This is a genomic window from Dyella kyungheensis (genome assembly GCF_016905005.1).
Lineage (GTDB): Bacteria > Pseudomonadota > Gammaproteobacteria > Xanthomonadales > Rhodanobacteraceae > Dyella > Dyella kyungheensis.
The window spans coordinates 1-21,002 of the sequence record NZ_JADIKC010000011.1; the positions used below are offsets into that span (position 1 = coordinate 1).

The following is a 21,002-nucleotide window of genomic DNA, read 5'->3' on the forward strand; positions in this document are numbered from 1 at the left end:
GACTATTGCGTATGGCTTGGTGAACTCAGCGGCTTGCCAGTGGACCTGCCCACCGAAGCGCAATACGAGTACGCCGCCCGCTCTCGCGGCAAGCATGTGCTGTATGCCACCGACAACGGTTATATCGAGCGCGGTCGCAATTATCGTGGCGAAGACGTTGGTGACACCTATGCGGTGGATCGGTACCCGCCCAATCCGTTGGGGTTGTACGACATGGGTGGCAATGCGGTGTCGTGGGTCAACGACTGGTATGACCCGGAGTATTACCAGCATTCGCCGATAGACGATCCCCAAGGCCCTGCGACAGGTTCAGAGAAAGTGTTTCGGGGTAGTACCGCCGGCTCTACACCCAGCACTGCTCACACCGCGGAACGCTATCACGATCAACCCGTTCGTAAGGACTACTACTCCACCAACAGCTACCGCTGCTCCATCCAACAAAGCACGTCCTTGAGGCGCTGACGCAGCTAGACCACCAACTATTGAGGATGCGCTGCGCATCCTCACCGACCGCGTTTGGGCAGTGCCTGTCCACGGCTCACCATGGCATGCATGAAAGCTTTGCTTGGCGTGTCATCGGGGGCATGCTCGGCGTTCAGCGTTCACGAACACTCGTGCATATCATGGATGCCCTGATCGCGCGCGCATCAACCGGATCAGCAACCGATAATCCAAGGCGTGGCGTCGTTATCGAGCCACGCCGGAGGATGGGGCGCTTCACCGGCTAAGTAATCGCAGGGTAGCGATTGCCTGCGCCGCTTGGCGGTTCCAATGGGACGACGGTCGGCAAATCAAGCCTGCTCGCTGGCAGCTTTGCCGAAACTGGGCGGACGGTCGGCCAGTTCCTTGCCGAACGCCGGGTTGGGTTTGTCGCTCATCTGGAACAGCAACGTGCCGCCGGCGGTCAGCTCGGCGTGGCTGATCCAGCTCTTCGTCCACGGCTGGCCGTTCCAGCTGACCGACTGGATATACGGGCGGCCCTTGCCGTTGCCCTGCGTCTGCACCACCAGGCGCTTGCCGCCGGCCAGCTGGACTTCGGCGCGATCCAGCAGCGGGCTGCCGAACACGTAGTTGGTGCTCACCGGATCCACCGCGTACAGGCCTAGCGCGCTCATCACGTACCAGGCGCTCATCTGGCCGCAATCCTCGTTGCCGGGCAGGCCGTCGGGTTCGGGCAGGTACATGGTTTCCAGCAGCATGCGCACGCGCGCCTGCGTCTTGTGATGCGCGCCGGTGTAGGCGTAGAGATAGGGCATGTGATGGCCCGGCTCGTTGCCGAACGCAAACTGGCCGACCATGCCGGCGATATCCGGCGGCGCATCGGCCGGCAGTTCGGAATCGGTGGTGAAGAGCTGATCCAACTTCTGCTCGAACTTGTCGCTGCCGCCGAACAACATCATGTACGTATACACGTCGTGCTGGTTGAGGAAGGTCGCCTGCCAGGCATTGGACTCGGTGAAGTCGCGCCACTTCTTGGAATGGCCGATGGCACGCGGATCGAACGGCTCCAACCATGAGCCGTCGCTGGCACGCGGGCGCGCGAAGTTCACGTTCTTGTCGAACACGTTGCGGTAGTTCTGCGAACGCGCCTTCAGCGCGGCGGCATCGTCGTCCTGGCCGAGGTTCTCGGCGTAGTGCGCCATCACCCAGTCGTCATAGGCGTATTCGAGCGTCTTGCTGACCGCTTCGCTTTCGACATCGCTGGGGATGTAACCGCGCTTGCGGTATTCGGGTAGGCCGAAATAATCGTCTTCCATCGCGCGCCGGCGGAACACCGGCCACGCTGCCGCATAGTCGATGCCGGTGAAGCCCTTGGCCTGGGCTTCGGCAATCACCACGGCGGAGTGGTAGCCGATCATGCACACCGTTTCGATGCCCTGCAGCGGCCATACCGGCGGGCCGGCCGGACTCTCCTGCGCCATGCGCACGAGGCCGTTGACCAGGTCCGGCACGCGCTCACTCTGGTACAGCGTGAACAGCGGGTGCTCGGCGCGATAGGTATCCCACAGCGAGTAGGTGCTGTAGTTGTGCTGTCCCTGCGGCAGCTGGTGCAGCTTCATGTCCATGCCGCGATAGCGGCCGTCCACGTCGCTGAACAGGGTGGGTGCGAGCATGGTGTGATAGAGCGCGCTGTAGAAAGTGCGCTTGATGTCGTCCGACGAGGATTCGATGCGGATGCGGCTGAGTTCGCTTTCCCACGCCGCTTCGGCCGCGGCCTGCACGCCGTCGAAATCCCATGCGGGAATTTCGGTGGTGAGATTGCGCAGCGCGCCTTCCACATCCACGCCGGAGATGCCCACCTTCACCAGCAGCGGCGCATCGTTGAGCCTGTCGTAGTGGAGCGCGGCCTTGAGGTTGATGCCTTTGGCCTGGGTCTCGCCGTCGGCCAGCGGGGCGTCGTCCGAATACAGCGTGGCGCGCTTGAACGGACGCGACACCTTGAGCGCGAAGTAGATATGGCGTCCGTCGGCCCACTGGTGCACGCGACGGCCACCGACCAGCGTGTCGTTGCCGACCAGCTGCAGTTGCGCATCGGTGACCTTGGCGGGCTTCTTCGGATCGTCATGGAAGCCGTGCGCGAAATCGACCAGCAGGTGGGCTTCGCCCGATTGCTGGAAGGTGTAGCGATGGATGCCGGCGCGTTCGGTCGCGGTGAGCTCGGCGAGCACGTGGCTGTCGGTGAGCTGCACGCGGTAATAGCCCGGCCGTGCCTGCTCGCCGGTGTAATGCGAGCGATAGCCCTTGACGCCGGTCTTGTAGCCCTTCGGCTCGGCGCCCTTGCCGGGACGCACGCCGTCGTAGCGCGAGTGATAGTTCACGCCGTCGTAGTCGCGATCGCCCGGTTGCAGCAACACCGGTCCCATGGCGGGAACGACCAGCACGTCCAGCATGTCGGCGGCGCCGGTGCCGGACAGGTGCGTGTGCGAGAAACCCATGATCGAGCCATCGCCCTGGTGGTAGCCGGAGCTGCCGTCCCATTGCGAGTCGTTGGTGTCCGGGCCCAGCTGCATCATGCCGAAGGGCATGCTGGGACCGGGATAGGTATGGCCGTGACCGCCGGTGCCGACGAAGACATCGACATGGCGCGATACGGCGTCCGCCAGCGCGGTCTTCTTCACGGGCCGGGCAAACGCCGGAAGCGCATGGGCACCGCTGCCTAGAACACTGAGTGCGGCCATGCCTTGCAGGAAGCGGCGGCGCGTAACCATGTCTGACTCCTTCGAAAACGAAACGTGGCCGCCGATGGTGGCCATCACGATGGGGAAAAGGTGCTACGCCTTGCGCAGCACGTCCGGATGACGATCGGCCAGCTCGACGATGAGTTCACCGAACAAGGTGTTGGCCCAGGCGAACCAGGCGCGCGTGTACTTGGCCGGATCGTCCTGGTCGAATGCTTCGTGCATGAAACCGGTGCCGGCATGCGTGCTCTTGAGCCATGCCAGGCACTGCGCGATCTCGCTGGCGTTGCCGGTGGTGAAGGCGCGCATCATGATCGACATCGGCCAGATCATGCGCAGGCCCTCGTGCGGTCCGCCGATGCCTTCGCCCGCGCTGCCCTTGAAGAAATAAGGATTGCGCACGCTCCACACCTGTGCGCGCGTGCGCTGGTAACGGGCATCGTCCTGCGTGCAGGCACCCAGGTAAGGCAGGGCGAGCAGGCTGGGGACGTTGGCGTCGTCCATGAACAGCTGATTGCCGTAGCCATCCACTTCATAGGCCCAATAGTCGCCGGCATCGCCATGGATCACGCCATGCGCATGGACAGCGCGCTGGATCTCATCGGCCAACGCCACGCAATCGCTTGCCGTGGCTTCGTCATGCCGAATGGCGCGCAGCATCTCCGCCAACTGGCGCAGGCTGGTCACTGCAAACAGGTTGCCCGGGATATTGAACGGATAGACCGTGGCATCGTCCGACGGCCGGAACATCGCGTGGATCATGCCCACCGGCTTGGTCGGATTGCCGTAACCGAGCAGGAACTGCGATTCGGTGGGCCGGGGCGAGGTGCGCTGGAACTGATAGGGGCCCGGGCCATCCTTGCGCTGCTGTTCGCGGAAGGTCTTGAGCACGATGCGCATCGCTTCGTGCCAGTCGTCATCGAATGCCGTGGTGTCGCCGGTCGCCTTCCAATAGCCGTGCGCGAGGCGGATCGGATAGCACAGCGAATCGATCTCCCATTTCCGCTCGGCCACGCCGGGCTTCATGTCGGTAATGTCATGCTGGGCCCAGTCCAGGTTGGACTTGGCCGTGGGATCGGGCATGAAGGCGTTCGCGTAGGGATCGATGCGGATGCATCGCGCATGCCGATGGATCAGGCCGCGAAACAGCTGCTGCAGCGCCTTGTCCTGTTTGGCCAGCTGCACGTACGGCCAGACCTGCGCGGACGAATCGCGCATCCACATCGCATCGATGTCGCCGGTGACGATGAACGTGTCGGGCTTGCCGCCCAGAGTGCCGACGTTGACCGTGGTATCCGGCGTGTTCGGGAAGCAGTTCTCGAACATCCAGGCCAGTTCGGGATCGGCGATCCGCGCCTTGGTCTGCGCCAGCAGTTTCTCCACGGCGGCGCTGGTGAATTTGCGCTTGCCGACGGGTGGCCGCTGGCTGATGAAGGTCTTGCCGGGAGCAGCGATGACGCCATCGGAAAGCAGGGCGGCGGCCGGGGCCAACGCCATCCATTTGAGCAGGTTGCGGCGGGTGGTGATCACTTGGCGGTCTCCGCTTGTACCGTGTCGACCAGCGAGGTCAGCTTCAACGCGGCCTTGAGGCTTGCCAGGTCGGCCGTGCTGTCGACCGCAATATCGATGTGTTCGCCGGGCAGCATGTCGAACGCGTTGCCGGACAGGTTGGCGTCGAGCTTGCCGAAGTCGATCCACACGCCGCGCGCGAGCTGCTTGCTGCTGATGCGCAGTGTCTTGCCCTCATCGCGCCACTCGGCATGCAGCCCGGGCTGACGGGGCAGCGCCAGGGTCTTGGCGACGCCGAAGTAGAGCAGGTGATGCGCGACGACACGGCCGTCCTCGATCACGTCGAACGAAGCCACGGTATTGGCGGCACGGCCACCATGCAGCAGCGCGGCATCCGTGTACTCGCCGAGCTTGGTGCTGGCCTGCGCTGTCGCGTCGACCGTCTGGCTGGTCTCGCTCAGCGACTTGCCGGCCATGTCCATGATGTGCGTTCGAACGGTGGCCTTGAACGGCGTGGTGCGGTCGGAGACGAGATAGAGGCTGGTGCGTCCGTCACGGCGGATCGGCACGATATCCACCGGCGCATAGAAGCGCTTGGCGTGGTACTGCAAGGCCTTCCAGCGGCCGAAGTAGTCGAGGCTGGACCACGACGGCCCCGGCCACACATCGTTGAGCTGCCAATACAGCGAGCCCATGCTTTGCGGCCGCGCGCTGCGCAGATGCTCGGCGGCCAGTTCGATGCCTTCGGCCTGCATCAGCTGGCTGAGATACACGAACGAAGCGAAATCCTTCGGCTCGCCATAATTCGCACGGATGTAGAGCAGCAGGCGATCGTTGCCGTTGCCATTGGCGAACTTCTGGTGCGCGCGCATCACCGGCGAGTTCGGCGTCATGTCGCTGGGCGCGGCGAAGCGTTCGATGGTCGACATCACCGGGAACGACTGCAGGCCGTATTCGGACTGGAAGCGCGGCGTCACGTCCAGGTAGTGATCGATCGGCTCGGAGCCCGACCACACCTTCCAGTAGTGATAGTCGCCGTCGTTGAGCACGTTGGCTTCGCCGTCGAAATCCGTGCTGGGCGAGCTGGCCCAGTAGGGCACGTCGGAATCGTTCTCCTTCACCACCTTGCGCAGCGTGTTGTTGAACAACTCGCGCATGCCGGTCTCGATGCGCTGGCGTTCGTCGGCGGCGATCGACTTCTGGAAGTCGATGCGATCCGGCCAGGATTCCCAGCCGGTCTGCACTTCGTTGTTGCCGCACCACAGCACGATGCTCGGATGGTTGCGCAAGCGGCGCACCTGCTCCTCGGCCTCGACGCGCGAATTGCCGAGGAAAGCCGAGTCGTACGGCGTGATCGCGCCGCCGAACATGAAGTCCTGCCAGATCATGATGCCCAGCTGGTCGGCCAGGTCGTAGAACGCATCGCTCTGGTAATAACCGCCGCCCCACATGCGCAGCATGTTCATGTTGGCGTCGCGGGTGGAGGTGAGCAGTTGCTTCAGCTGTTCGGGCGTGGTGCGCTCGGGAAAGCTGTCGGTGGGAATCAGATCCGCGCCCTTGGCGAAGATCGGCACGCCGTTCACCACGAAGGCAAAGCTGCGACCCCAGGGATCCTTGTCGCGGTTCAATTGAACGCTGCGCAGGCCGGTGTTGCGGTCGGCGCTGACGAGTAGATCGTTGCCGCGCTTCACCTCGACGTGGAAGCGGTAAAGATTTTGCTGGCCGTAGCCTACCGGCCACCAACGCTGCGGATGGTCGATCAGCAACGGCAGCTGCAGGGTGTTGTTGCCCGCGGTGAGCGAGACATCTTTCGCCATCTGGCCGTTGCTGCCATCGGGACCTGTCCACGTCAGCATGACCTGCGCGGCACCGGCCTTGCCTGCCTGCAGCGACACTTCGGCGGCCAGTTCGGCGCGATCGGCATCCACGTGCGGCTGGGCGATGTGGAAATCGTCCAGTCGCGCGTCGGTCCAGCTTTCCAGCCGCACCGGTTGCCAGATGCCGATGGTGACGAAGCGCGGACCCCAGTCCCAGCCGTACTGGTAGTTGGCCTTGCGTACGTAGTTGGAGGTTTGCTTGCCCTTGGGCTCGTCGCCGAACGCCGAGTCGAACTCGCCGGGCAGGGCATACGATTGCATCAACAGCCAGGGCTGCAGCTTGGCGATGGGCGAGTGCAGGCGCACCAGCAGCGTATTGTTGCCGGCGTGCAGCACATGCTTCACCGGGATGCGCCAGCGGCGGAACATGTTGCCGGTCTTCAGCAGCGGCTTGTCGTTGACGACGATGTCGGCGAACGTGTCCACGCCGTCGAATACCAGGTCGACGTGATCCTGTTTCAGCGTGCCGGCGTCGACGTTGAAGGTCAGCTGGTAATCCCAATCGGCCAGGCCGATCCACTGCAGTTGCGCTTCGTTGTCGCGGTAGAACGGATCGCCGATGTTGCCGGTGGTCAGCAGATCGGTCTGCACGCTGCCGGGCACGTGAGCGGGAGTCCAGCTGGTGAGGTCCGCATGCTGCGAGGCCTGCGCCGACTCGGGCAGCAGGCGGAACTGCCAGCCATTATCGAGCGGCGTCGCCGTGGCGGCGGCCAGGACGGACGCAGGCGCGAAGGCGACGGCGGCCAGCAGGCCAACGGAAAGACGGGTCAGGGATGACAAGGCCATACGCTCCGCATCGTGCTGAAGAACCTTTTTCGCCCAGGGCGAAATAAAGAAGAAAAGCCTCCAAAAAAACGGGCGCTACGAGAGCGCCCGGAAGTGGGAGGGTCTTACAACGTGAAGCTCAGGGTGAGCATGTAACTGCGACCGTGGAACCGATAACCGAGAGACGCATCACGCTGGCGGAAGATGCCGGCGATCCGCGAGGACGCCAGTGGCGCGAACCGGGCGACGTGCGGCGAATGCCAGCGACAGGCCGCCGCGTGGCCATCTGGCAACCGGCGCTTCAGCGCCCAGGCCATGCCCGTCCGAAGTGCGCTTTCGCGATGGGTCAAACCATTCTCCCCTGCAACAACAATCGGTCCAACGTGCCGCAGAAGGCGGGCTGACGTGAGCACGCGCACCTTCCATCGACTCTTTCGGGCCGAAACGAGCAGCGCTGCCTCGCGACTGCGGTCTGGTTCGTCGCCATCAACGGGGCGCGGAGCCAGTGAGTTGGCAGCGCCTGAGGCGGCGCCAATGGTCTTCATTCTTGAAGTCAGTTGACGGCCTTGTCAACAGGAAATTTCTCACGATCTAAAAAATTCCCGGCAAGCTTAATATGCTGATTTTCATCAGGAAAATATCGATCAAAAATATTGCAGTGCAATATACGAGTGCTCGACTTGAATCGATTTAAAGGAGAGGGTGGGCGCGCCTGCGAGCCAGGCGCGAGCGACAGCTCAAGCGGGGACTGGGGTTTCGTGACACACGAGGTATCCATGGCGCCGTCGTTGAGCCAAGGAAACGCATTGCTGCAACGCACCGGCGACTGTTGCGTCTTTGACACACTTGCCTCGGCGTGCACGGCGACGGCGTGGATTCGCTCAGGCGCGCAGCCGTTGGGCAAGGTGTTTCCTCTCGTTTGACTTGGCGCATACTCCAAGCGCGCGATGCGCCCGGGGAATCGAAAATTCATGCACTCCGACAGCACCACTTCCGAGTATGTGTGGCCGCCTTCCGTGTCGGGATTCGACATGCCCTCGCCGTTGCCAGGCGGCGATAGCGGGGCAGGTCCGCTGATGATCGCTTTCCTCAGCGGACCACCGGACCACTACTGGATTGAAGCGTTCGCCGCCGAAGTGTCGGATTTCAAGGCGCGGCACGGTTTGCTCGACGTGCGTATCGATGCGCGGCAACTGGTGGTCACCGGCGACGCGTCGCAGTTGCGCAGCGTGACCGCCGACCTGCGCGATTTCGTGCATCGCGTGTCGCGCATCAGCCTGCAGCGGCGCGTGCTGGAACGCTTCGCGCCGGGCTTTACCTCGACGGCCGCCGAGCATGCAGCGGCCACGCGCGACGTCAACCTGGTGGCCCACCTGCCGGGCGTGGCGGCCATCCTCGAAGCCGTGTCGCGCGAAACCGGCATGCGCTTCGCCACCGTGGCACGGGTTTCCGATACGCGATGGACGGCATGCGCGGTCCACGACACGATCCATTTCGGACTGCGCGCCGGACAGGACCTGGTACTGGAGACGACCATCTGCAACGAGATTCGCGAGCATGGCCGCACCGTGACATTCAGTCACGCGAGCGCGCATCCGCAATTTTCGAAACACCCGACGCCGGCGTTGTACGGTTTCGAGAGCTACATCTCGGTGCCGATCTACCGGGCAAACGGGCAATTTTTCGGAACCCTGTGCGCGGTCGATCCCCAGCCGAGATACCTGGACCAAGCCACGGTCGCCATCGTCGAGAATTTCGCCCGCGCCATCGCTGCGGAAATCGATGCGCGGATGGCAGGCGCTTCGTACAGCGAGTAAGCCATGCCTGTTCGGCTCAGCGCGGCGGCGTCGACGTCGACGCCGACGGCGCAGGGCCCGTATCCGGTCGCACTTCTTGATGCGTGGCAGCGCGATAGCCGCCCACGGCAAGGATGAGCAGGAGCGCGACGATGAAGGCGATCAAGGCGGCTCGGCGCGATAGGTTCATGGGCTCTGGCATCTCGCGGTGTGCGACAACGGCACGGGATCAGGTGACCTCGGCCTCGACCGCGCGCATGTCGACCAGCCGGTAGCCGACATAGGGCAGCGTATGCAGCAACGGGTAGGCAAAAGGTTTGTCGATCGCCCGGCGCAGAATGTACAGATGCGAACGCAAGGTGTCCGAATCCGGCAGCGACTCGCCCCACACCTGCCGTTCAATGCGCTCCCGCGACACCACCTTGGGCGACTCCCGCATCAGGAACTCGAGTATCCGCAACGGAACCGGGCCGATCTCGATCGGCTGGCCCGCGCGGGTGACTTCCAGCGTGCCGGTATCGAAGGTCAGGTCGCCCACGGCGAGAATGCCTTGCACGGTCTTGCCTTGATCGCGGCGAATCAGCACGCTGAGCCGGGCGCCAAGCTCGCGCAGATCGAACGGCTTGCAGATGTAATCGTCTGCGCCGCCATCGAGGGCCTGAAGCTTGTCTTCCAGGCTGGTATGGCCCGTGAGCATGACGATCGGCGTGGTGCTTCGGTGTTCCGTGCGCAAGCGGCGGCAGACCGTCATTCCATCCAGCCCGGGCAAGCCCTTGTCGAGAATGACGACGTCGTATTTCTGGTCGGCGGCCAGTCGCAACCCGGTCATGCCGTCGTGCGCGTAGTCCACCGCATAGCCACGCTGGTCGAGATAGATCCCGACGGACTGCGCGAGTTCGACGTTGTCTTCAACGATCAGGACGAAGCCTGCGTTGCGTATCTTGGGCCGGTCAGGAGACATGGTTGCCTTGTTCGTACGAGCAGACACTAAGTGCGCCAATCACTATGACCTCCGTGTGAAATATTTCCTAAGGCGACCAAGCCTAGGGCTATCGGGGCGGGAAATTCAGGCCCATGGGCAACCCGTGGTCGCGCGCTGACGCGTTACTGCGGCTGGCGATGACATGGAGACCGTCAAATGTATGGCGCCCTGATGCGCACTGGCCCGCGTTTCGTTTTACACCTCGGCGCTTGCGCTGCGTTGCAGACGCTTCACTGGACCCGGCCCCTGAAGCGCGACGTAACGCGGTGCCTGTCTTCATGCGAGTCAGGCATCGGTTGCACAGGTGGTTCACGGCATCGGCCTAGCATCCGTTCGACGAAACCGAATGGCGAGGTGTCCCGTGAAATCTTCAGCATGTACGACCTTGATCGCCGTCATGGCGGCACTGCCGCTGGCAGCGATGGCTGCGCCGCAAGCCACGCCGCCTGCGGCGACTTCAACGGGGCACGCGGCCGACAATACGGCGGTCAATGCGCGTGATCGGTCCGGCGATACGCCAACCAGTTCATCGCAATCCAACGATGCCAGCGACGTCAAGCTGGCGGCGGCGGTGCGGCGCGCGCTTACCAAGGATTCATCGCTGTCGACGCTCGCTCACAATGTCAAGCTGATGGCGAGCGGCGGTTCGGTGACGCTGCGCGGGCCCGTCAAGAGCGAGGACGAAAAATCGCGAGTGGAATCCATTGCCCGTTCCGTGGCCGGCGTTTCCCAGGTGACGAACGAACTTGAGATCAAACCCTAAACGCCTGCGGAGGCTGTCATGAAAGATTCCGTTTACTGCATTGCCACGACCGTCGATCAGGCCGAAAGCATCGTGCTCAACCTGAAGCAACAGGGCTTCACCAGCGATGCGATTTCGGCGCTGCTGCCCGACAAGCGCGGCAGCAAGGATTTCGCCCATGAGCACAACACCAAGGCGCCAGAAGGTGCCGCCACGGGCGGCGTTGCCGGTCTCGGTGTCGGTGCTGCGCTGGGATGGTTGGCGGGCATTGGCGCCCTGGCGATTCCCGGGCTTGGGCCGTTCATCGCCGCGGGTCCCATCATGGCCGCGTTGAGCGGCGCCGCGGTTGGCGGTGCGGCCGGTGGTGTCATCGGCGGCCTGGTAGGATTGGGCATGCCCGAATACGAGGCCAAGCGTTACGACGCGAAAATCCGCGAGGGCAATATCCTTATCTCGGTACATGTCGAGACGTCCGAGCAGCGCACGCTGGCCAAGGACATTTTCAAGCACCACGACGCCAAGGATATTTCCAGCGCCTCCGAGGCCAAGCCGGCCTGATGTCGGGAGTGCGACCACCTGGCCAGGGCCGGGTGGTCGCACGGCATGTCAATCCTTCGGTGCCTTGGCCGGAATGAACGGCGAGACGGGGTCGCTGGCGGGAAAGGTTTCCTCCAGTGCCTCCTGATGATTGTCCGATTCCTTCTGCTTGCGAGCTTCCCGTTCGGCTGCGGTTTCCGTCTGCTCGGTCTGCGCATCGTGCGGATGAGGAAGGTCTTTGCGGTCTTTGCTGGACATGGCGCGTGCTCGTTTGGGCGGGAGGTCGTAGGTTCATGCTCCGCCCGGTCAGGTGATGCAGGTGCACGCCTTGTGTTATGCCGCTTGTGACGGATGTGTCGACACGCCTGCTTGTCAATGACCGGCGTGACCTCGACCAGACGCCGTCTTCGCCCTCTGTGTACGCGACACTAACCTCTCATGGCTTGCAATGCGCGAGGGACACCTCGCAGGCGGCGTACGCATGACCGATGACACGACAAAACGATTTGCCGGCGTGCCATTCACCCGGCGAAACTTCCTGCAGATGATCAGTGTCGCGGGTGTGTCATCGGGCCTGGCCTCGTTTCACTTGCATGCTGCCACCGGCCCCGGACCGTCGGCTGCGGCGGGGTCGCGTGGGGCCGCCCAGACATCGGTCAGTATGCTGGTGAACGGCCAGCAGAAAACCTTGTCCGTCGATAACCGGACAACGCTGCTGGATGCGTTGCGCGATCACCTTCAGCTGACCGGCACCAAGAAGGGCTGCGACCATGGGCAATGCGGCGCCTGCACGGTTCACGTCAACGGTCGCCGCGTCAACGTCTGTTTGAGCCTGGCGGCGATGCACGATGGCGACACGATCACCACCATCGAGGGCCTGGGTCAGCCGGGTGCCTTGCATCCCATGCAGCAGGCCTTCGTCGATCACGACGGTTATCAATGCGGTTATTGCACGTCGGGCCAGATCATGTCCGCCGTTGCCGTATTGAAAGAACCCTGGGGTGGCGACGACGCCAGCATCCGCGAAGCCATGAGCGGAAACATCTGCCGCTGTGGCGCGTACAAGAACATCCTGGCAGCCATCAAACAGGTCAAGTCGGCCTAGGTATCCGCATGCAGGCATTCACTTATACACGCGCAAAAAGCATTGACCACGCCATCGAAACCAGCGCGCGGGCATCGACGGCGCAGCAGGGCGCCGAGATCCGTTTCGTCGCCGGCGGCACGACCCTGATCGACCTGATGAAGCTCGATGTCGAACGTCCCGTGCAGGTGATCGACATCAACCGGCTTCCGCTGTCGACCATCGAGCGCGATGCGGACGGCGGCTACCGGATCGGCGCGCTGGTGCGCAATGCCGATCTGGCCAATCATCCGCAGATCCGCCAGGCGTATCCGGTGCTGTCGCAGGCGTTGCTGTCGGGTGCCTCCGGTCAGTTGCGCAATATGGCCACCACCAGCGGCAATCTGCTTCAGCGCACGCGCTGCGTCTATTTTCGCGACGTGCACAGCGCCTGCAACAAACGTTCGCCGGGCAGCGGATGCGCCGCGCTGGAGGGTTACCACCGCAATCTCGCCATTCTGGGTGGCAGCGAGCATTGCATCGCCACCAATCCTTCCGACATGAATGTGGCGCTGATGGCCCTGGGCGCCACCGTCGCCATCCAGGGCCCCAAAGGCAAGCGCGACGTGCCGCTGGCCGATTTCTTCCTGTTGCCTGGCGACACGCCCCAACGGGAAACGGTGATGGAGCCCGGCGATCTCATTACCCACGTCCGCCTTGCCCGCGCGCAGCCTCAGGCAAAGTCGTTGTATCTGAAGCTGCGGGATCGCGCTTCCTACGAATTTGCCCTGGCCTCGGTCGCCATTGTGGTGGGGCTCGAAGGAGGGCGCATCCGTGACGCCGCGATCGCCATGGGCGGCGTGGGAACGCGGCCATGGCGATCGGCCGCGGCGGAACAGGTATTGCGGGACAGCGCTCCGGGACCGGCTGTGTTTCAGAAGGCCGCCCAGGCATTCCTTGCGGATGCAAAGCCGCATCCCGGCAATCAATTCAAGCTGGAGCTCGCGCGACGTTGCCTGCTCAAGGCACTGGGCGATGTCACCACGACCGCATGATGGGATGGGCCGAAATGAATGAAGCCAGCAGCTACGTGGATCTTCCGGTCGTCGGCAAGCCGCTTCGCCGTATCGATGGGCCGCTCAAGGTCAGTGGCTCCGCACGATATGCCTCGGATTTCTCCTTTCCTGAGATGGTCTACGCCGTGCCGGTATGCGCCACCGTGGCGAGGGCGCACATTGCGGCCATCGATACGGCGGCCGCGGAAGCGATGGCGGGCGTGCGCAAGATCTATACGCGGCAGAACATCGGCAAGTTCTACCGGGTGTCCAAGGCAAGCAAGGCGAAGATCGATGAAGCCAGGCCGCCCCTGGACGACGATGAAGTGCGCTACTACGGCCAATACGTGGCGCTGGTGATTGCCGACACGTTCGAACAGGCCACGGCGGCGGCTCGTGCCGTGCAGGTCCGCTACACCAACGTTCAGGCGCCACTGGTGTCCGCCCGTCTCGACAGCGACAAGCCGCCGGAAACGGAAACCGAGCGCGGCGATCCCGATGCTTCTTACGAGAAGGCTGCCGTCAAGGTCGACCATACCTACAGCACGCCCGTCGAAACACATAATCCCATCGAGTTGCATGCCAGCGTGGCGTTGTGGGATGGCACGCGGTTCACGCTCTACGAAACCACGCAGGCGGTGATGAATTTTCGTGCTGTCATGGCGCAGATGCTTGGCGTGCCGACCGACAGCGTGCGGGTCATCACCGAATATCTCGGCTCCGGTTTCGGCGGCAAGCTGTGGCCGTGGACACAGGCATTGCTGGCTGCCGCCGCGGCGCGCGACCTGAAGCGCCCGGTCAAGCTGGTGGTGGATCGGCAGATGATGTTCCACAACGTCGGGCATCGCCCGAGCACCCAGCAGCGCATTCGGCTGGGCGCCGACGCCTCCGGCAAGTTGACCTCGCTGCGACAGGACTATCTCTATCAGCGCGCGTCACTGGCCGAGTACAAGGAGGACTGCGGCGAGGCCACGGGCTTCATGTACAGCACTCCTGATCTGCGTGTCACCAGCGCCTATGCGGAGCGCTCGGTGGGCCCGGCCACGTCCATGCGCGGACCGGGCGCCGTGCCCGGCTTGTACGCGCTGGAATCGGCCATGGACGAACTCGCGGTGGCGTTGAACATGGATCCGATTGCGTTGCGACTGCACAACGAGCCGCAGATCGACGAGAAGGAAAACATCCCGTTCTCCTCGCGGCACCTCAAGGAATGCCTCACCCGAGGTGCGGAAGTTTTCGGCTGGTCGCGCCGTCAAGCGAAAGTGGGCTCGATGCGCGACGGCGATGCGATTCTCGGCTGGGGTGTCGCCGCCTGCAGCTGGATCGCCGAGCGATTCGCCGCGGAGGTGGCCGTTACGCTGCAAGCCGATGGTTCCGTGCGCGTGGCCAGTGCGACGCAGGATATCGGCACGGGCACCTATACCGTCATTGCGCAAATGGCAGCGGGACTGGCAGGTGTGGACGTCGAGAAGGTCAAGGTCGTCATTGGCGACAGCAGCCTGCCGCCGGGGCCGTGGTCGGGCGGGTCGATGGCGACCGGTTCGATGGTTCCCGTGCTTATCCAGGCCATCGAACAAGCGGGCGGACAGCTGGTGCAGATCGCCGCGGAGGAGGGCAAGCGGTTCAATGGCGCCAAGGCTGACCAGCTTGCGTTTACCCGGGGCCGCATCCACCGCCGTGATCAGGATCCGTCATCCGGCGTCTCTTTCTCCGAGCTCCTGCAAGAGGCGAAGACGGGCCACGTCGAGGGTCACGGCAAGGCGGAAGGCACCTTCGGGCAGAAGAAGAAAACCCATTCCACCCATTCGTTCGGCGCCCATTTCGTGGAAGTGAAGTGGCAGCCCGAGCTTGCACGGCTGCGCGTTCAACGCGTGCTGACCGTGATCGATGCGGGGCGCATCGTCAATCCGCTCACCGGCCAGAACCAGATCGAGGGTGCCGTGGTCATGGGCATCGGCATGGCGATGTTCGAAGAAACCCATTACGAGCCGCGTACTGGCATGGCGGTGAACAGCAACCTGGCCGACTACATCATGACCAGCCATGCGGATATGCCGCCGGACATGCAGGTGATCTTTCTCGACTATCCCGATACCAAGGTCAACGCCATGGGCGTGCGTGGCATCGGCGAGATCGGCCTGGCCGGCATTGCCGCCGCCATCGCGAACGCCGCCTACCATGCCACCGGCGTGCGCGTGCGCGACCTGCCGATCCGCATCGAGGATCTCCTGAGCGAAAGCCGTAACGGCTGAAGCGCATGCCGGTATCCATGGCGAGGTCGCCGGACAGTTCCCCATCACCCACTGAAGGAGTCACTCATGACGCCGCTCGACAAACCGCTACGCCGGGAAGTCACCATCGATGGCAAGTCGTACACGCTGGTGCTCGATTCGACGGGTCTCAAGCTGACGCCTCGTGGGCATCGAAACGGCGTGGAGCTTCTCTGGAAGGATCTTGCCAGCGGCGACGCGGCTATCGCCTCCGCGCTCAACGCCAGCGTCGGCGAGCCGACGGGCTGACGTTGCGCGCATCGGTCGAAGCGTGCCGAAAACCTAGGGCGCGTCTTCGGGCGGAGGCTGCAGCTCCACGACCAGCTCCTCGAGCGCGTCGATCTGCTCGTTGAGCGCGTCGTGCAATTCGCTCTGGCGCGTCATCAGCGCCTCGATCGGCGCGGCCTGCTTGAGCTTCTTCAGCTCACCATCGAACAGCAGCCACTGGGCCGTGAGATTCTCCACGTTGTTCTTCGCGTAGTGGCGTATCTCCTTGAGTTGCGCCAGCGTGTCCTGAACGTGTTCGAGCGGGGTCTTCGCATCCGCAGTCATGAGCGACACCTCAAGTCATGGCAGTGCCCTTAGCGTATGAGCGCGGAGCTGGCTGCTGCCCAAACGGGGCTTCGGATCATTTCGATGGGGTTGCGCTCTATTTGATCAGCTCCAGATCCGGCAGCTTCCATGATTTGTCGAAGAACGATTTCTCCGGGCCATAGAGACGGAACAACAGCTCGAACTCCCCGTGCGGATCGGTCGGCACCCAGTTGCTTTCCTTGCCCGAAGGCGCAGCCGGCGCAAAGTAGATATCGATCGATCCATCGGCATTCTTCTGCAAGCCGGGCGTGTTCGACCCCCGGCTTGGCCAGCGCATGTCCTTGATAAGTGCATGCGTATCGTGATCGTAAGCCGTGACCGACCAGTAGAGCTTGACGGGCGGGTTGGCCGGCACGTGCAGGCGATAGGCCATTGCGCCATTCAGTGGGTTGCCGTTCTTGTCGTTGATGGTCACCAGGTAGAACTGACCCGCACCCAGATGTTTCGCGGAAAAGTAGGCGAGGGCATAGGCAACGGCTCGACTATCGATGGGATACCGGTTCGGGTTGGCAAAATGGTCGGCCATGTCGCCCGGAAAACTGGCCGGCACGGGCAGTGCCCAGTGCATGCCTTCGTTGAAGGGAGGCACGAAGGCTTGCTCCGTCCAAAGTTGAATCAAACGCCTCGCCTCCGGACCCAAGCGATCGAAGCTGGCCTTGTTGGCCGCCAGCGCTCCGTCCTGCTTGCCTTTGGCGATGCCCAGCGAAGCCAGCGGATCGATCATGGCCTTGTCGCGTTCGAGCCATGGTTCGATCTGCACGAAGCGATTGAGTGCGTCGAAGAAGCGCGAATCGTAGGGAATGGTCGAGTCGTACGGCTTGTCGAACGCATCCACGAAATGCGTTTCTCCTGCGGCCGACGAGCTTTCGTGCGGAAGGGGATAGAAGCGAATGCGTTTCCCGTATGCCACGGCTTTGGCGATGTCGGCATCGCTGCCGCTGCTCAGGTTGGAACGCAGGATTGCAAAGCCGCGATAGGTGGGCGAGCGCAGGGCGAAATAGCCATCCGGCACCTTGTCCTTGAAACCGGGAGGCAGGATCAGGTACTTGCCGCCGCTGCCCTTGTCCAGGCCGGCAGGGCCGACGTCCTCCAATGGATTTTGCCATCCATCGTCAATGCTTCCGGTAATCGACCCCTCGCCGGCAGCGGGAATCTCCAGCACGACCGGCCCATTGCGCGTGTCGTAGAACGGCGTGAAGTAAATGGTGTCGGGATTGGGCGTGAGCGTCTGGTTCTTCCAGTTGAGCGGCCTGGACCAATAAATGACCTGGTTGCCTCCGCCGCCCAGCTTTTCGAACGCATCGAGCATCAGCTGGAAATTGACGGCAGGCATGCCCCATACGAAGGCGTCGACGGACCGGCGCTCGATGTTTCGCTGGATCAGTTCCTGCTGGCTGCTATTGCCGCGGGAATCAGGGGAATCGGCGGCACGCGAAGGACTGAGCGACAGGCACGCAGCGAGCGCAACGGCCATGGAAATGGCGGTTTGACGTGCTTTCACAGGCGATCTCCTTTGCATGCGATAGCCAAAGGATGTTCTGGGGAAATGGCCTGCGCATCCGAAGAATCACGCGGCGGTACTAAGTAGTTTTACGTTTCCGCAATCGCTTGGCGTTGCTGATCGCACGCTGCCGATACGGCTGCATTCCCGCGGTGAGAATCCTGGCGGCCGAATCGGTGACGGCGGCAGCGCTTTTTCGGCTTCCTCGACCGTTGTAGAGCCACCACGGGGTCAACCAGGCATGTGCGGCGGTCGAACTTGCGGTGAAGAACATGGCGGTGGCCGATTGCTGAGTCGCCGCTACCTTCTCCGTGACCATGCCGACCAGTTCGCTTCGATCCCTGGCGGAAGGCGAATGGCCCATGCGGCTCATCTGGACGCTTCGTCGAGCCACCACTTCGGCCGATGCGGTCAGCATCTCCGCCGAGCGAGCAGCCAGGTTCCACCACACCATCATCGGATTGGTTCCGTTGAAGGCGCTCTTCTGCTTGCGTCGCATGTGATGGTCCTGAGGGAGAGGGAGGTTCGGCACACATGAAGCGGGGCAGTGAGTCCGAATGGGAGTACGGCCGCTGCCCCGCTGCGACTGACGTCGATGCCCTTGCCCGGTCGGAGAATCCAGCCTGGGTAGAACGGACTTTCGGCCGAGTCGCAGCCGCATAGTTTCCGATGAGCTGTCAGGGGCGTGTGTAAACCGTCGGTTCGTGGCGTTAATGGTTCGGCACCCAGGGCTGGCGGCACACGATCAAACTCTCCCGCCATCCCGGTAATCAGGCAAGTAGACCGGATCCAGCCGTCTGGCATCCTCCATCCATTCGACGACCGACGTTCGTTGAAGAAGCAGGTCCATCCAGGTGGCCGCTTCGGCCCAGCGCGTGGGAACCGCGACATGGCTGAATATGCGCATGATCGTAGGCACGAAGGCCAGATCCGCGAGAGAAAGCGAGCCCATCAGGTAAGGACCGCCCGAGCGACGCAGGCAGTCGCACCATGCGGCAAGAAGACGCTTGGCGTCGGCTGTTTCTTCGGCCGTGGGATCCCGCTTGTTCTCATAGAAGACGCTTTCAAAAGAAAGTGCTGGGCACAGGCCCGTGACTCCGCTGTGCTGCCATGCGAGCAGGGAGCGGGCCACCGCTCTGGCCTTGCTCTCCTTGGGAAGAAGGTCTCCACCGACCCGATCATTGGCGTATTCCATGATCGCCATCGAATCGAAGATGACCACGTCATCAACCATCAGTGCGGGGACGGATGCCGATGGCGAGAAGCGGGCGACCGCCGCGAGGGCATCCCCCCTGGCGGGTTCGGTGAGATCGACGCTCTTGAGGTCGAAGCGCAGGCCCGCCTCCTTGAGCGCGAGCCAGGCGCGGAACGACCAACTGGATGCGTTCTTGGTGCCGGAGTAGAGAATCATGACTGCTCTTCCATCGCATGGTGTGCCAATCGACACAGGACTCGCGCACGGGGATATGGATACCTTGTCCGTCCCCGACCACACAAGAGACAGCCTGCATGCCTCAAAACATGCCCACCGAATTGCATGACAGCCTGCGTCCGCTGGAAGGCGACTGGACGGGCGAGGGCGAGGTTTATCCGAACCCATGGGGTCCGTCCGGGCCGACGCAATGTGCGTGGAAGTTCAGGATGGCCCACAGCGGGTTTCACATGATTCATGACTATCGTGAGGTTCGCGATGGGTCGTTCCGATTCGAAGCCCACGGGGTGATAAGTGTCGATCCGTCGACGGGGTCGATCGTGTGGTTCCTGTTCGACGACTACGGATTTCCGCCGGTCGATCCCGCCCGAGGCGGCTGGAAAGACGGTTGCCTCGAACTGGTCAAGTCGACGCCTCGCGGAGTAGGTCGCACGCAACTCGAATTGAGCGAGCAGGGGCTGGTTTACACGGTGGATTTCACGCCGCCGGGTGCCAACGAGCCAATGGTGGTCGCCAGGTCGACGCTCCGGCGCGTGTAAAGCCGTGGCCTCTTTGCACGGTGGTGATGCAGAGCCATTCATCTGACTGAATTTCGTGTCTGTCGCTGTTGCACATTTCGTTCGACAGCGAAATGACGCGAGCATCCCATCGCTACGATGGGTGCTCACTCAGAACAGGCCTTACGCCATGCTGGTATCGATGCTTTTGACCCTCGCGGCTTCGGCAAATCCACAGCCGGCCGCGCTCGAAACCACGTTGCTGGACATCCCGGGGACTCGAGGTGAGCTTCTGGCGTTGCATTGCGTATCGCCTGAAAAGGGATCGGGCAAGGCCATCCTGTTTATCCATGGCGCTAGTTTTCCAACGCGCCTGGCCAGTGGCTTTGAATTCGCACCGGGCGACTCCTGGCTGCATGCTGCCGCGCGGCACGGCTATTTGGCCTGCGGCCTCGATTTCCTCGGGTTCGGCGATTCAAGCCGGCCTCGCGCCATGCAGGGCGATCGTAACGACGCGCCGCCGGTAATGCGTGGGACGCAGGCTGCCGAGCAAATCGCCTTGGCGGTGGACTATCTGCATGCCGAGAGAAACATCAGCACGCTTCACGTGGTTGCCCACTCCTGGGGAACCGTGCCGGCCGCGCGTTTCGCAGCCATGCATTCCGGCGAGTTGGTCTCGCTCACCCTGTTCGGCCCGATCGTGCCCATTGCGAGTGCGTCCAAAGAGCAGGACGACTATGGCGCGTGGTGGAGCATCACGGCGCCGGAGCGGCTGGAGCAACTGCATTACAAGAGCATGCTGCCGCCTGATCTGCATCTGCTGGAGCCGGCCGTCGAGCAGAACTGGGCTGCGGCATTCAGTAAATCCGCACCTCACGCACCGACCGACGCGGCGGGTGTCCTGCGTATTCCCTCCGGGCCGTCGGCGGATATTCACGATGCGCGATTGGGCATCTACCCGTACCGGGCTGCCGACGTGCGCGTGCCGGTGTTCGTGGTGTACGGAAGCTACGACAACATCGTCAACGACCAAACAGCCGCGCCGTTCCTGAGTCGCTTCGTGCATAGCCCACTGCGATGGCAACTTCATATCGACGACGGCACGCACGTGATGCATCTGGAGAAGGCTCGACGCTCGCTCTACGAGAGCGTCAACGCCTTTGTGCAGGCTGCGGAATCCATGGGGCACTGAGGTGCCTTCGG

The 21,002-nt window shown here is 62.9% G+C and carries 22 protein-coding genes; 10 read left to right on the plus strand and 12 right to left on the minus strand.

Features of this window, described 5'->3' with window-relative positions:
• Positions 1-462 (plus strand): formylglycine-generating enzyme family protein (locus tag ISP20_RS19510; RefSeq protein ID WP_204637815.1); only part of this gene is annotated, 462 nt, incomplete at its 5' end.
• 329 nt (positions 463-791) lie between these two features.
• Here ISP20_RS19510 and ISP20_RS19515 read toward each other — a convergent pair.
• The 5 genes from ISP20_RS19515 to ISP20_RS19535 form a co-directional block, all read right to left on the minus strand.
• A complete protein-coding gene (locus ISP20_RS19515) occupies positions 792-3,209 on the minus strand; it encodes a GH92 family glycosyl hydrolase (RefSeq protein ID WP_204637816.1) in 2,418 nt (805 codons plus the stop codon).
• Between the two features lie 63 nt (positions 3,210-3,272).
• Positions 3,273-4,676, minus strand: coding sequence for a glycoside hydrolase family 125 protein (locus ISP20_RS19520; protein WP_239536195.1), 1,404 nt, complete (start codon positions 4,674-4,676; stop codon positions 3,273-3,275).
• Between the two features lie 29 nt (positions 4,677-4,705).
• Positions 4,706-7,351 carry a beta-mannosidase gene (locus ISP20_RS19525; protein ID WP_239536189.1) on the minus strand — a complete coding sequence of 882 codons (2,646 nt, stop codon included), beginning with the start codon at positions 7,349-7,351 and terminating at the stop codon, positions 4,706-4,708.
• 104 nt (positions 7,352-7,455) lie between these two features.
• Positions 7,456-7,875, minus strand: coding sequence for a hypothetical protein (locus ISP20_RS19530; protein WP_204637817.1), 420 nt, complete (start codon positions 7,873-7,875; stop codon positions 7,456-7,458).
• A gap of 8 nt (positions 7,876-7,883) precedes the next feature.
• Positions 7,884-8,363 carry a hypothetical protein gene (locus ISP20_RS19535; RefSeq protein ID WP_204637818.1) on the minus strand — a complete coding sequence of 160 codons (480 nt, stop codon included), beginning with the start codon at positions 8,361-8,363 and terminating at the stop codon, positions 7,884-7,886.
• Here ISP20_RS19535 and ISP20_RS19540 point away from each other — a divergent pair.
• A complete protein-coding gene (locus ISP20_RS19540) occupies positions 8,362-9,147 on the plus strand; it encodes a GAF domain-containing protein (protein WP_204637819.1) in 786 nt (261 codons plus the stop codon). The genes ISP20_RS19535 and ISP20_RS19540 overlap by 2 nt on opposite strands.
• A 16-nt stretch (positions 9,148-9,163) precedes the next feature.
• Here ISP20_RS19540 and ISP20_RS19545 read toward each other — a convergent pair whose 3' ends face one another.
• Together ISP20_RS19545 and ISP20_RS19550 are read right to left on the minus strand one after the other, a co-directional pair.
• Complete coding sequence (locus tag ISP20_RS19545) at positions 9,164-9,316, minus strand: hypothetical protein (RefSeq protein ID WP_204637820.1); 153 nt, start codon at positions 9,314-9,316, stop codon at positions 9,164-9,166.
• A 39-nt stretch (positions 9,317-9,355) separates the two neighbouring features.
• Positions 9,356-10,087, minus strand: coding sequence for a response regulator transcription factor (locus ISP20_RS19550; RefSeq protein WP_204637821.1), 732 nt, complete (start codon positions 10,085-10,087; stop codon positions 9,356-9,358).
• A 406-nt stretch (positions 10,088-10,493) separates the two neighbouring features.
• Here ISP20_RS19550 and ISP20_RS19555 point away from each other — a divergent pair, with 406 nt between their 5' ends.
• A complete protein-coding gene (locus ISP20_RS19555) occupies positions 10,494-10,871 on the plus strand; it encodes a BON domain-containing protein (protein WP_204637822.1) in 378 nt (125 codons plus the stop codon).
• An 18-nt stretch (positions 10,872-10,889) separates the two neighbouring features.
• Positions 10,890-11,408 carry a hypothetical protein gene (locus ISP20_RS19560; RefSeq protein ID WP_204637823.1) on the plus strand — a complete coding sequence of 173 codons (519 nt, stop codon included), beginning with the start codon at positions 10,890-10,892 and terminating at the stop codon, positions 11,406-11,408.
• A gap of 48 nt (positions 11,409-11,456) precedes the next feature.
• On the opposite strand, the gene ISP20_RS19565 is transcribed toward ISP20_RS19560, so the two are convergent.
• Positions 11,457-11,645 carry a hypothetical protein gene (locus ISP20_RS19565; RefSeq protein ID WP_204637824.1) on the minus strand — a complete coding sequence of 63 codons (189 nt, stop codon included), beginning with the start codon at positions 11,643-11,645 and terminating at the stop codon, positions 11,457-11,459.
• Between the two features lie 223 nt (positions 11,646-11,868).
• Here ISP20_RS19565 and ISP20_RS19570 point away from each other — a divergent pair, with 223 nt between their 5' ends.
• The 4 genes from ISP20_RS19570 (at position 11,869) to ISP20_RS19585 (ending at position 16,024) form a co-directional block, all read left to right on the plus strand.
• Positions 11,869-12,492 (plus strand): 2Fe-2S iron-sulfur cluster-binding protein, encoded by a 624-nt coding sequence (locus tag ISP20_RS19570; RefSeq protein WP_204637825.1) that lies wholly within the window; start codon positions 11,869-11,871, stop codon positions 12,490-12,492.
• 8 nt (positions 12,493-12,500) lie between these two features.
• Complete coding sequence (locus ISP20_RS19575) at positions 12,501-13,505, plus strand: FAD binding domain-containing protein (protein ID WP_204637880.1); 1,005 nt, start codon at positions 12,501-12,503, stop codon at positions 13,503-13,505.
• A gap of 14 nt (positions 13,506-13,519) precedes the next feature.
• Positions 13,520-15,757, plus strand: a complete 2,238-nt coding sequence (locus ISP20_RS19580) for a xanthine dehydrogenase family protein molybdopterin-binding subunit (protein ID WP_204637826.1) — start codon at positions 13,520-13,522, stop codon at positions 15,755-15,757.
• Between the two features lie 66 nt (positions 15,758-15,823).
• Complete coding sequence (locus ISP20_RS19585; RefSeq protein WP_204637827.1) at positions 15,824-16,024, plus strand: hypothetical protein; 201 nt, start codon at positions 15,824-15,826, stop codon at positions 16,022-16,024.
• Positions 16,025-16,057: 33 nt separating this feature from the next.
• Here ISP20_RS19585 and ISP20_RS19590 read toward each other — a convergent pair whose 3' ends face one another.
• From ISP20_RS19590 to ISP20_RS19605, 4 genes are all read right to left on the minus strand, one after another.
• Positions 16,058-16,327, minus strand: coding sequence for a hypothetical protein (locus ISP20_RS19590; RefSeq protein WP_204637828.1), 270 nt, complete (start codon positions 16,325-16,327; stop codon positions 16,058-16,060).
• 97 nt (positions 16,328-16,424) lie between these two features.
• Complete coding sequence (locus ISP20_RS19595) at positions 16,425-17,870, minus strand: DUF1254 domain-containing protein (RefSeq protein WP_338031035.1); 1,446 nt, start codon at positions 17,868-17,870, stop codon at positions 16,425-16,427.
• 79 nt (positions 17,871-17,949) lie between these two features.
• The gene (locus ISP20_RS19600) at positions 17,950-18,369 is read right to left on the minus strand and encodes a hypothetical protein (protein WP_204637829.1); all 420 of its coding nucleotides are present in this window, start codon (positions 18,367-18,369) and stop codon (positions 17,950-17,952) included.
• Between the two features lie 246 nt (positions 18,370-18,615).
• Positions 18,616-19,281: a glutathione S-transferase family protein gene (locus ISP20_RS19605; RefSeq protein WP_204637830.1), complete on the minus strand. Its 666-nt coding sequence runs from the start codon at positions 19,279-19,281 to the stop codon at positions 18,616-18,618.
• Positions 19,282-19,379: 98 nt separating this feature from the next.
• On the opposite strand from ISP20_RS19605, the gene ISP20_RS19610 reads away from it, so the two are divergent.
• Together ISP20_RS19610 and ISP20_RS19615 are read left to right on the plus strand one after the other, a co-directional pair.
• Positions 19,380-19,841 carry a DUF1579 family protein gene (locus ISP20_RS19610; RefSeq protein ID WP_204637831.1) on the plus strand — a complete coding sequence of 154 codons (462 nt, stop codon included), beginning with the start codon at positions 19,380-19,382 and terminating at the stop codon, positions 19,839-19,841.
• 148 nt (positions 19,842-19,989) lie between these two features.
• A complete protein-coding gene (locus ISP20_RS19615; RefSeq protein ID WP_204637832.1) occupies positions 19,990-20,991 on the plus strand; it encodes an alpha/beta fold hydrolase in 1,002 nt (333 codons plus the stop codon).
• The last annotated feature ends 11 nt before the right edge of the window (positions 20,992-21,002 follow it).

Coding starts and splice junctions, on each gene's coding strand:
- ISP20_RS19550 (WP_204637821.1), bottom strand. CDS start 10,087: ATGTCTCCTGACCGGCCCAAGATACGCAACGCAGGCTTCGTCCTGATC.
- ISP20_RS19540 (WP_204637819.1), top strand. CDS start 8,362: ATGCCCTCGCCGTTGCCAGGCGGCGATAGCGGGGCAGGTCCGCTGATG.
- ISP20_RS19535 (WP_204637818.1), bottom strand. CDS start 8,363: ATGTCGAATCCCGACACGGAAGGCGGCCACACATACTCGGAAGTGGTG.
- ISP20_RS19530 (WP_204637817.1), bottom strand. CDS start 7,875: ATGAAGACCATTGGCGCCGCCTCAGGCGCTGCCAACTCACTGGCTCCG.
- ISP20_RS19605 (WP_204637830.1), bottom strand. CDS start 19,281: ATGATTCTCTACTCCGGCACCAAGAACGCATCCAGTTGGTCGTTCCGC.
- ISP20_RS19560 (WP_204637823.1), top strand. CDS start 10,890: ATGAAAGATTCCGTTTACTGCATTGCCACGACCGTCGATCAGGCCGAA.
- ISP20_RS19525 (WP_239536189.1), bottom strand. CDS start 7,351: ATGGCCTTGTCATCCCTGACCCGTCTTTCCGTTGGCCTGCTGGCCGCC.
- ISP20_RS19610 (WP_204637831.1), top strand. CDS start 19,380: ATGCCTCAAAACATGCCCACCGAATTGCATGACAGCCTGCGTCCGCTG.
- ISP20_RS19570 (WP_204637825.1), top strand. CDS start 11,869: ATGACCGATGACACGACAAAACGATTTGCCGGCGTGCCATTCACCCGG.
- ISP20_RS19515 (WP_204637816.1), bottom strand. CDS start 3,209: ATGGTTACGCGCCGCCGCTTCCTGCAAGGCATGGCCGCACTCAGTGTT.
- ISP20_RS19565 (WP_204637824.1), bottom strand. CDS start 11,645: ATGTCCAGCAAAGACCGCAAAGACCTTCCTCATCCGCACGATGCGCAG.
- ISP20_RS19600 (WP_204637829.1), bottom strand. CDS start 18,369: ATGCGACGCAAGCAGAAGAGCGCCTTCAACGGAACCAATCCGATGATG.
- ISP20_RS19590 (WP_204637828.1), bottom strand. CDS start 16,327: ATGACTGCGGATGCGAAGACCCCGCTCGAACACGTTCAGGACACGCTG.
- ISP20_RS19585 (WP_204637827.1), top strand. CDS start 15,824: ATGACGCCGCTCGACAAACCGCTACGCCGGGAAGTCACCATCGATGGC.
- ISP20_RS19580 (WP_204637826.1), top strand. CDS start 13,520: ATGAATGAAGCCAGCAGCTACGTGGATCTTCCGGTCGTCGGCAAGCCG.
- ISP20_RS19615 (WP_204637832.1), top strand. CDS start 19,990: ATGCTGGTATCGATGCTTTTGACCCTCGCGGCTTCGGCAAATCCACAG.
- ISP20_RS19520 (WP_239536195.1), bottom strand. CDS start 4,676: ATGGCGTTGGCCCCGGCCGCCGCCCTGCTTTCCGATGGCGTCATCGCT.
- ISP20_RS19575 (WP_204637880.1), top strand. CDS start 12,501: ATGCAGGCATTCACTTATACACGCGCAAAAAGCATTGACCACGCCATC.
- ISP20_RS19545 (WP_204637820.1), bottom strand. CDS start 9,316: ATGAACCTATCGCGCCGAGCCGCCTTGATCGCCTTCATCGTCGCGCTC.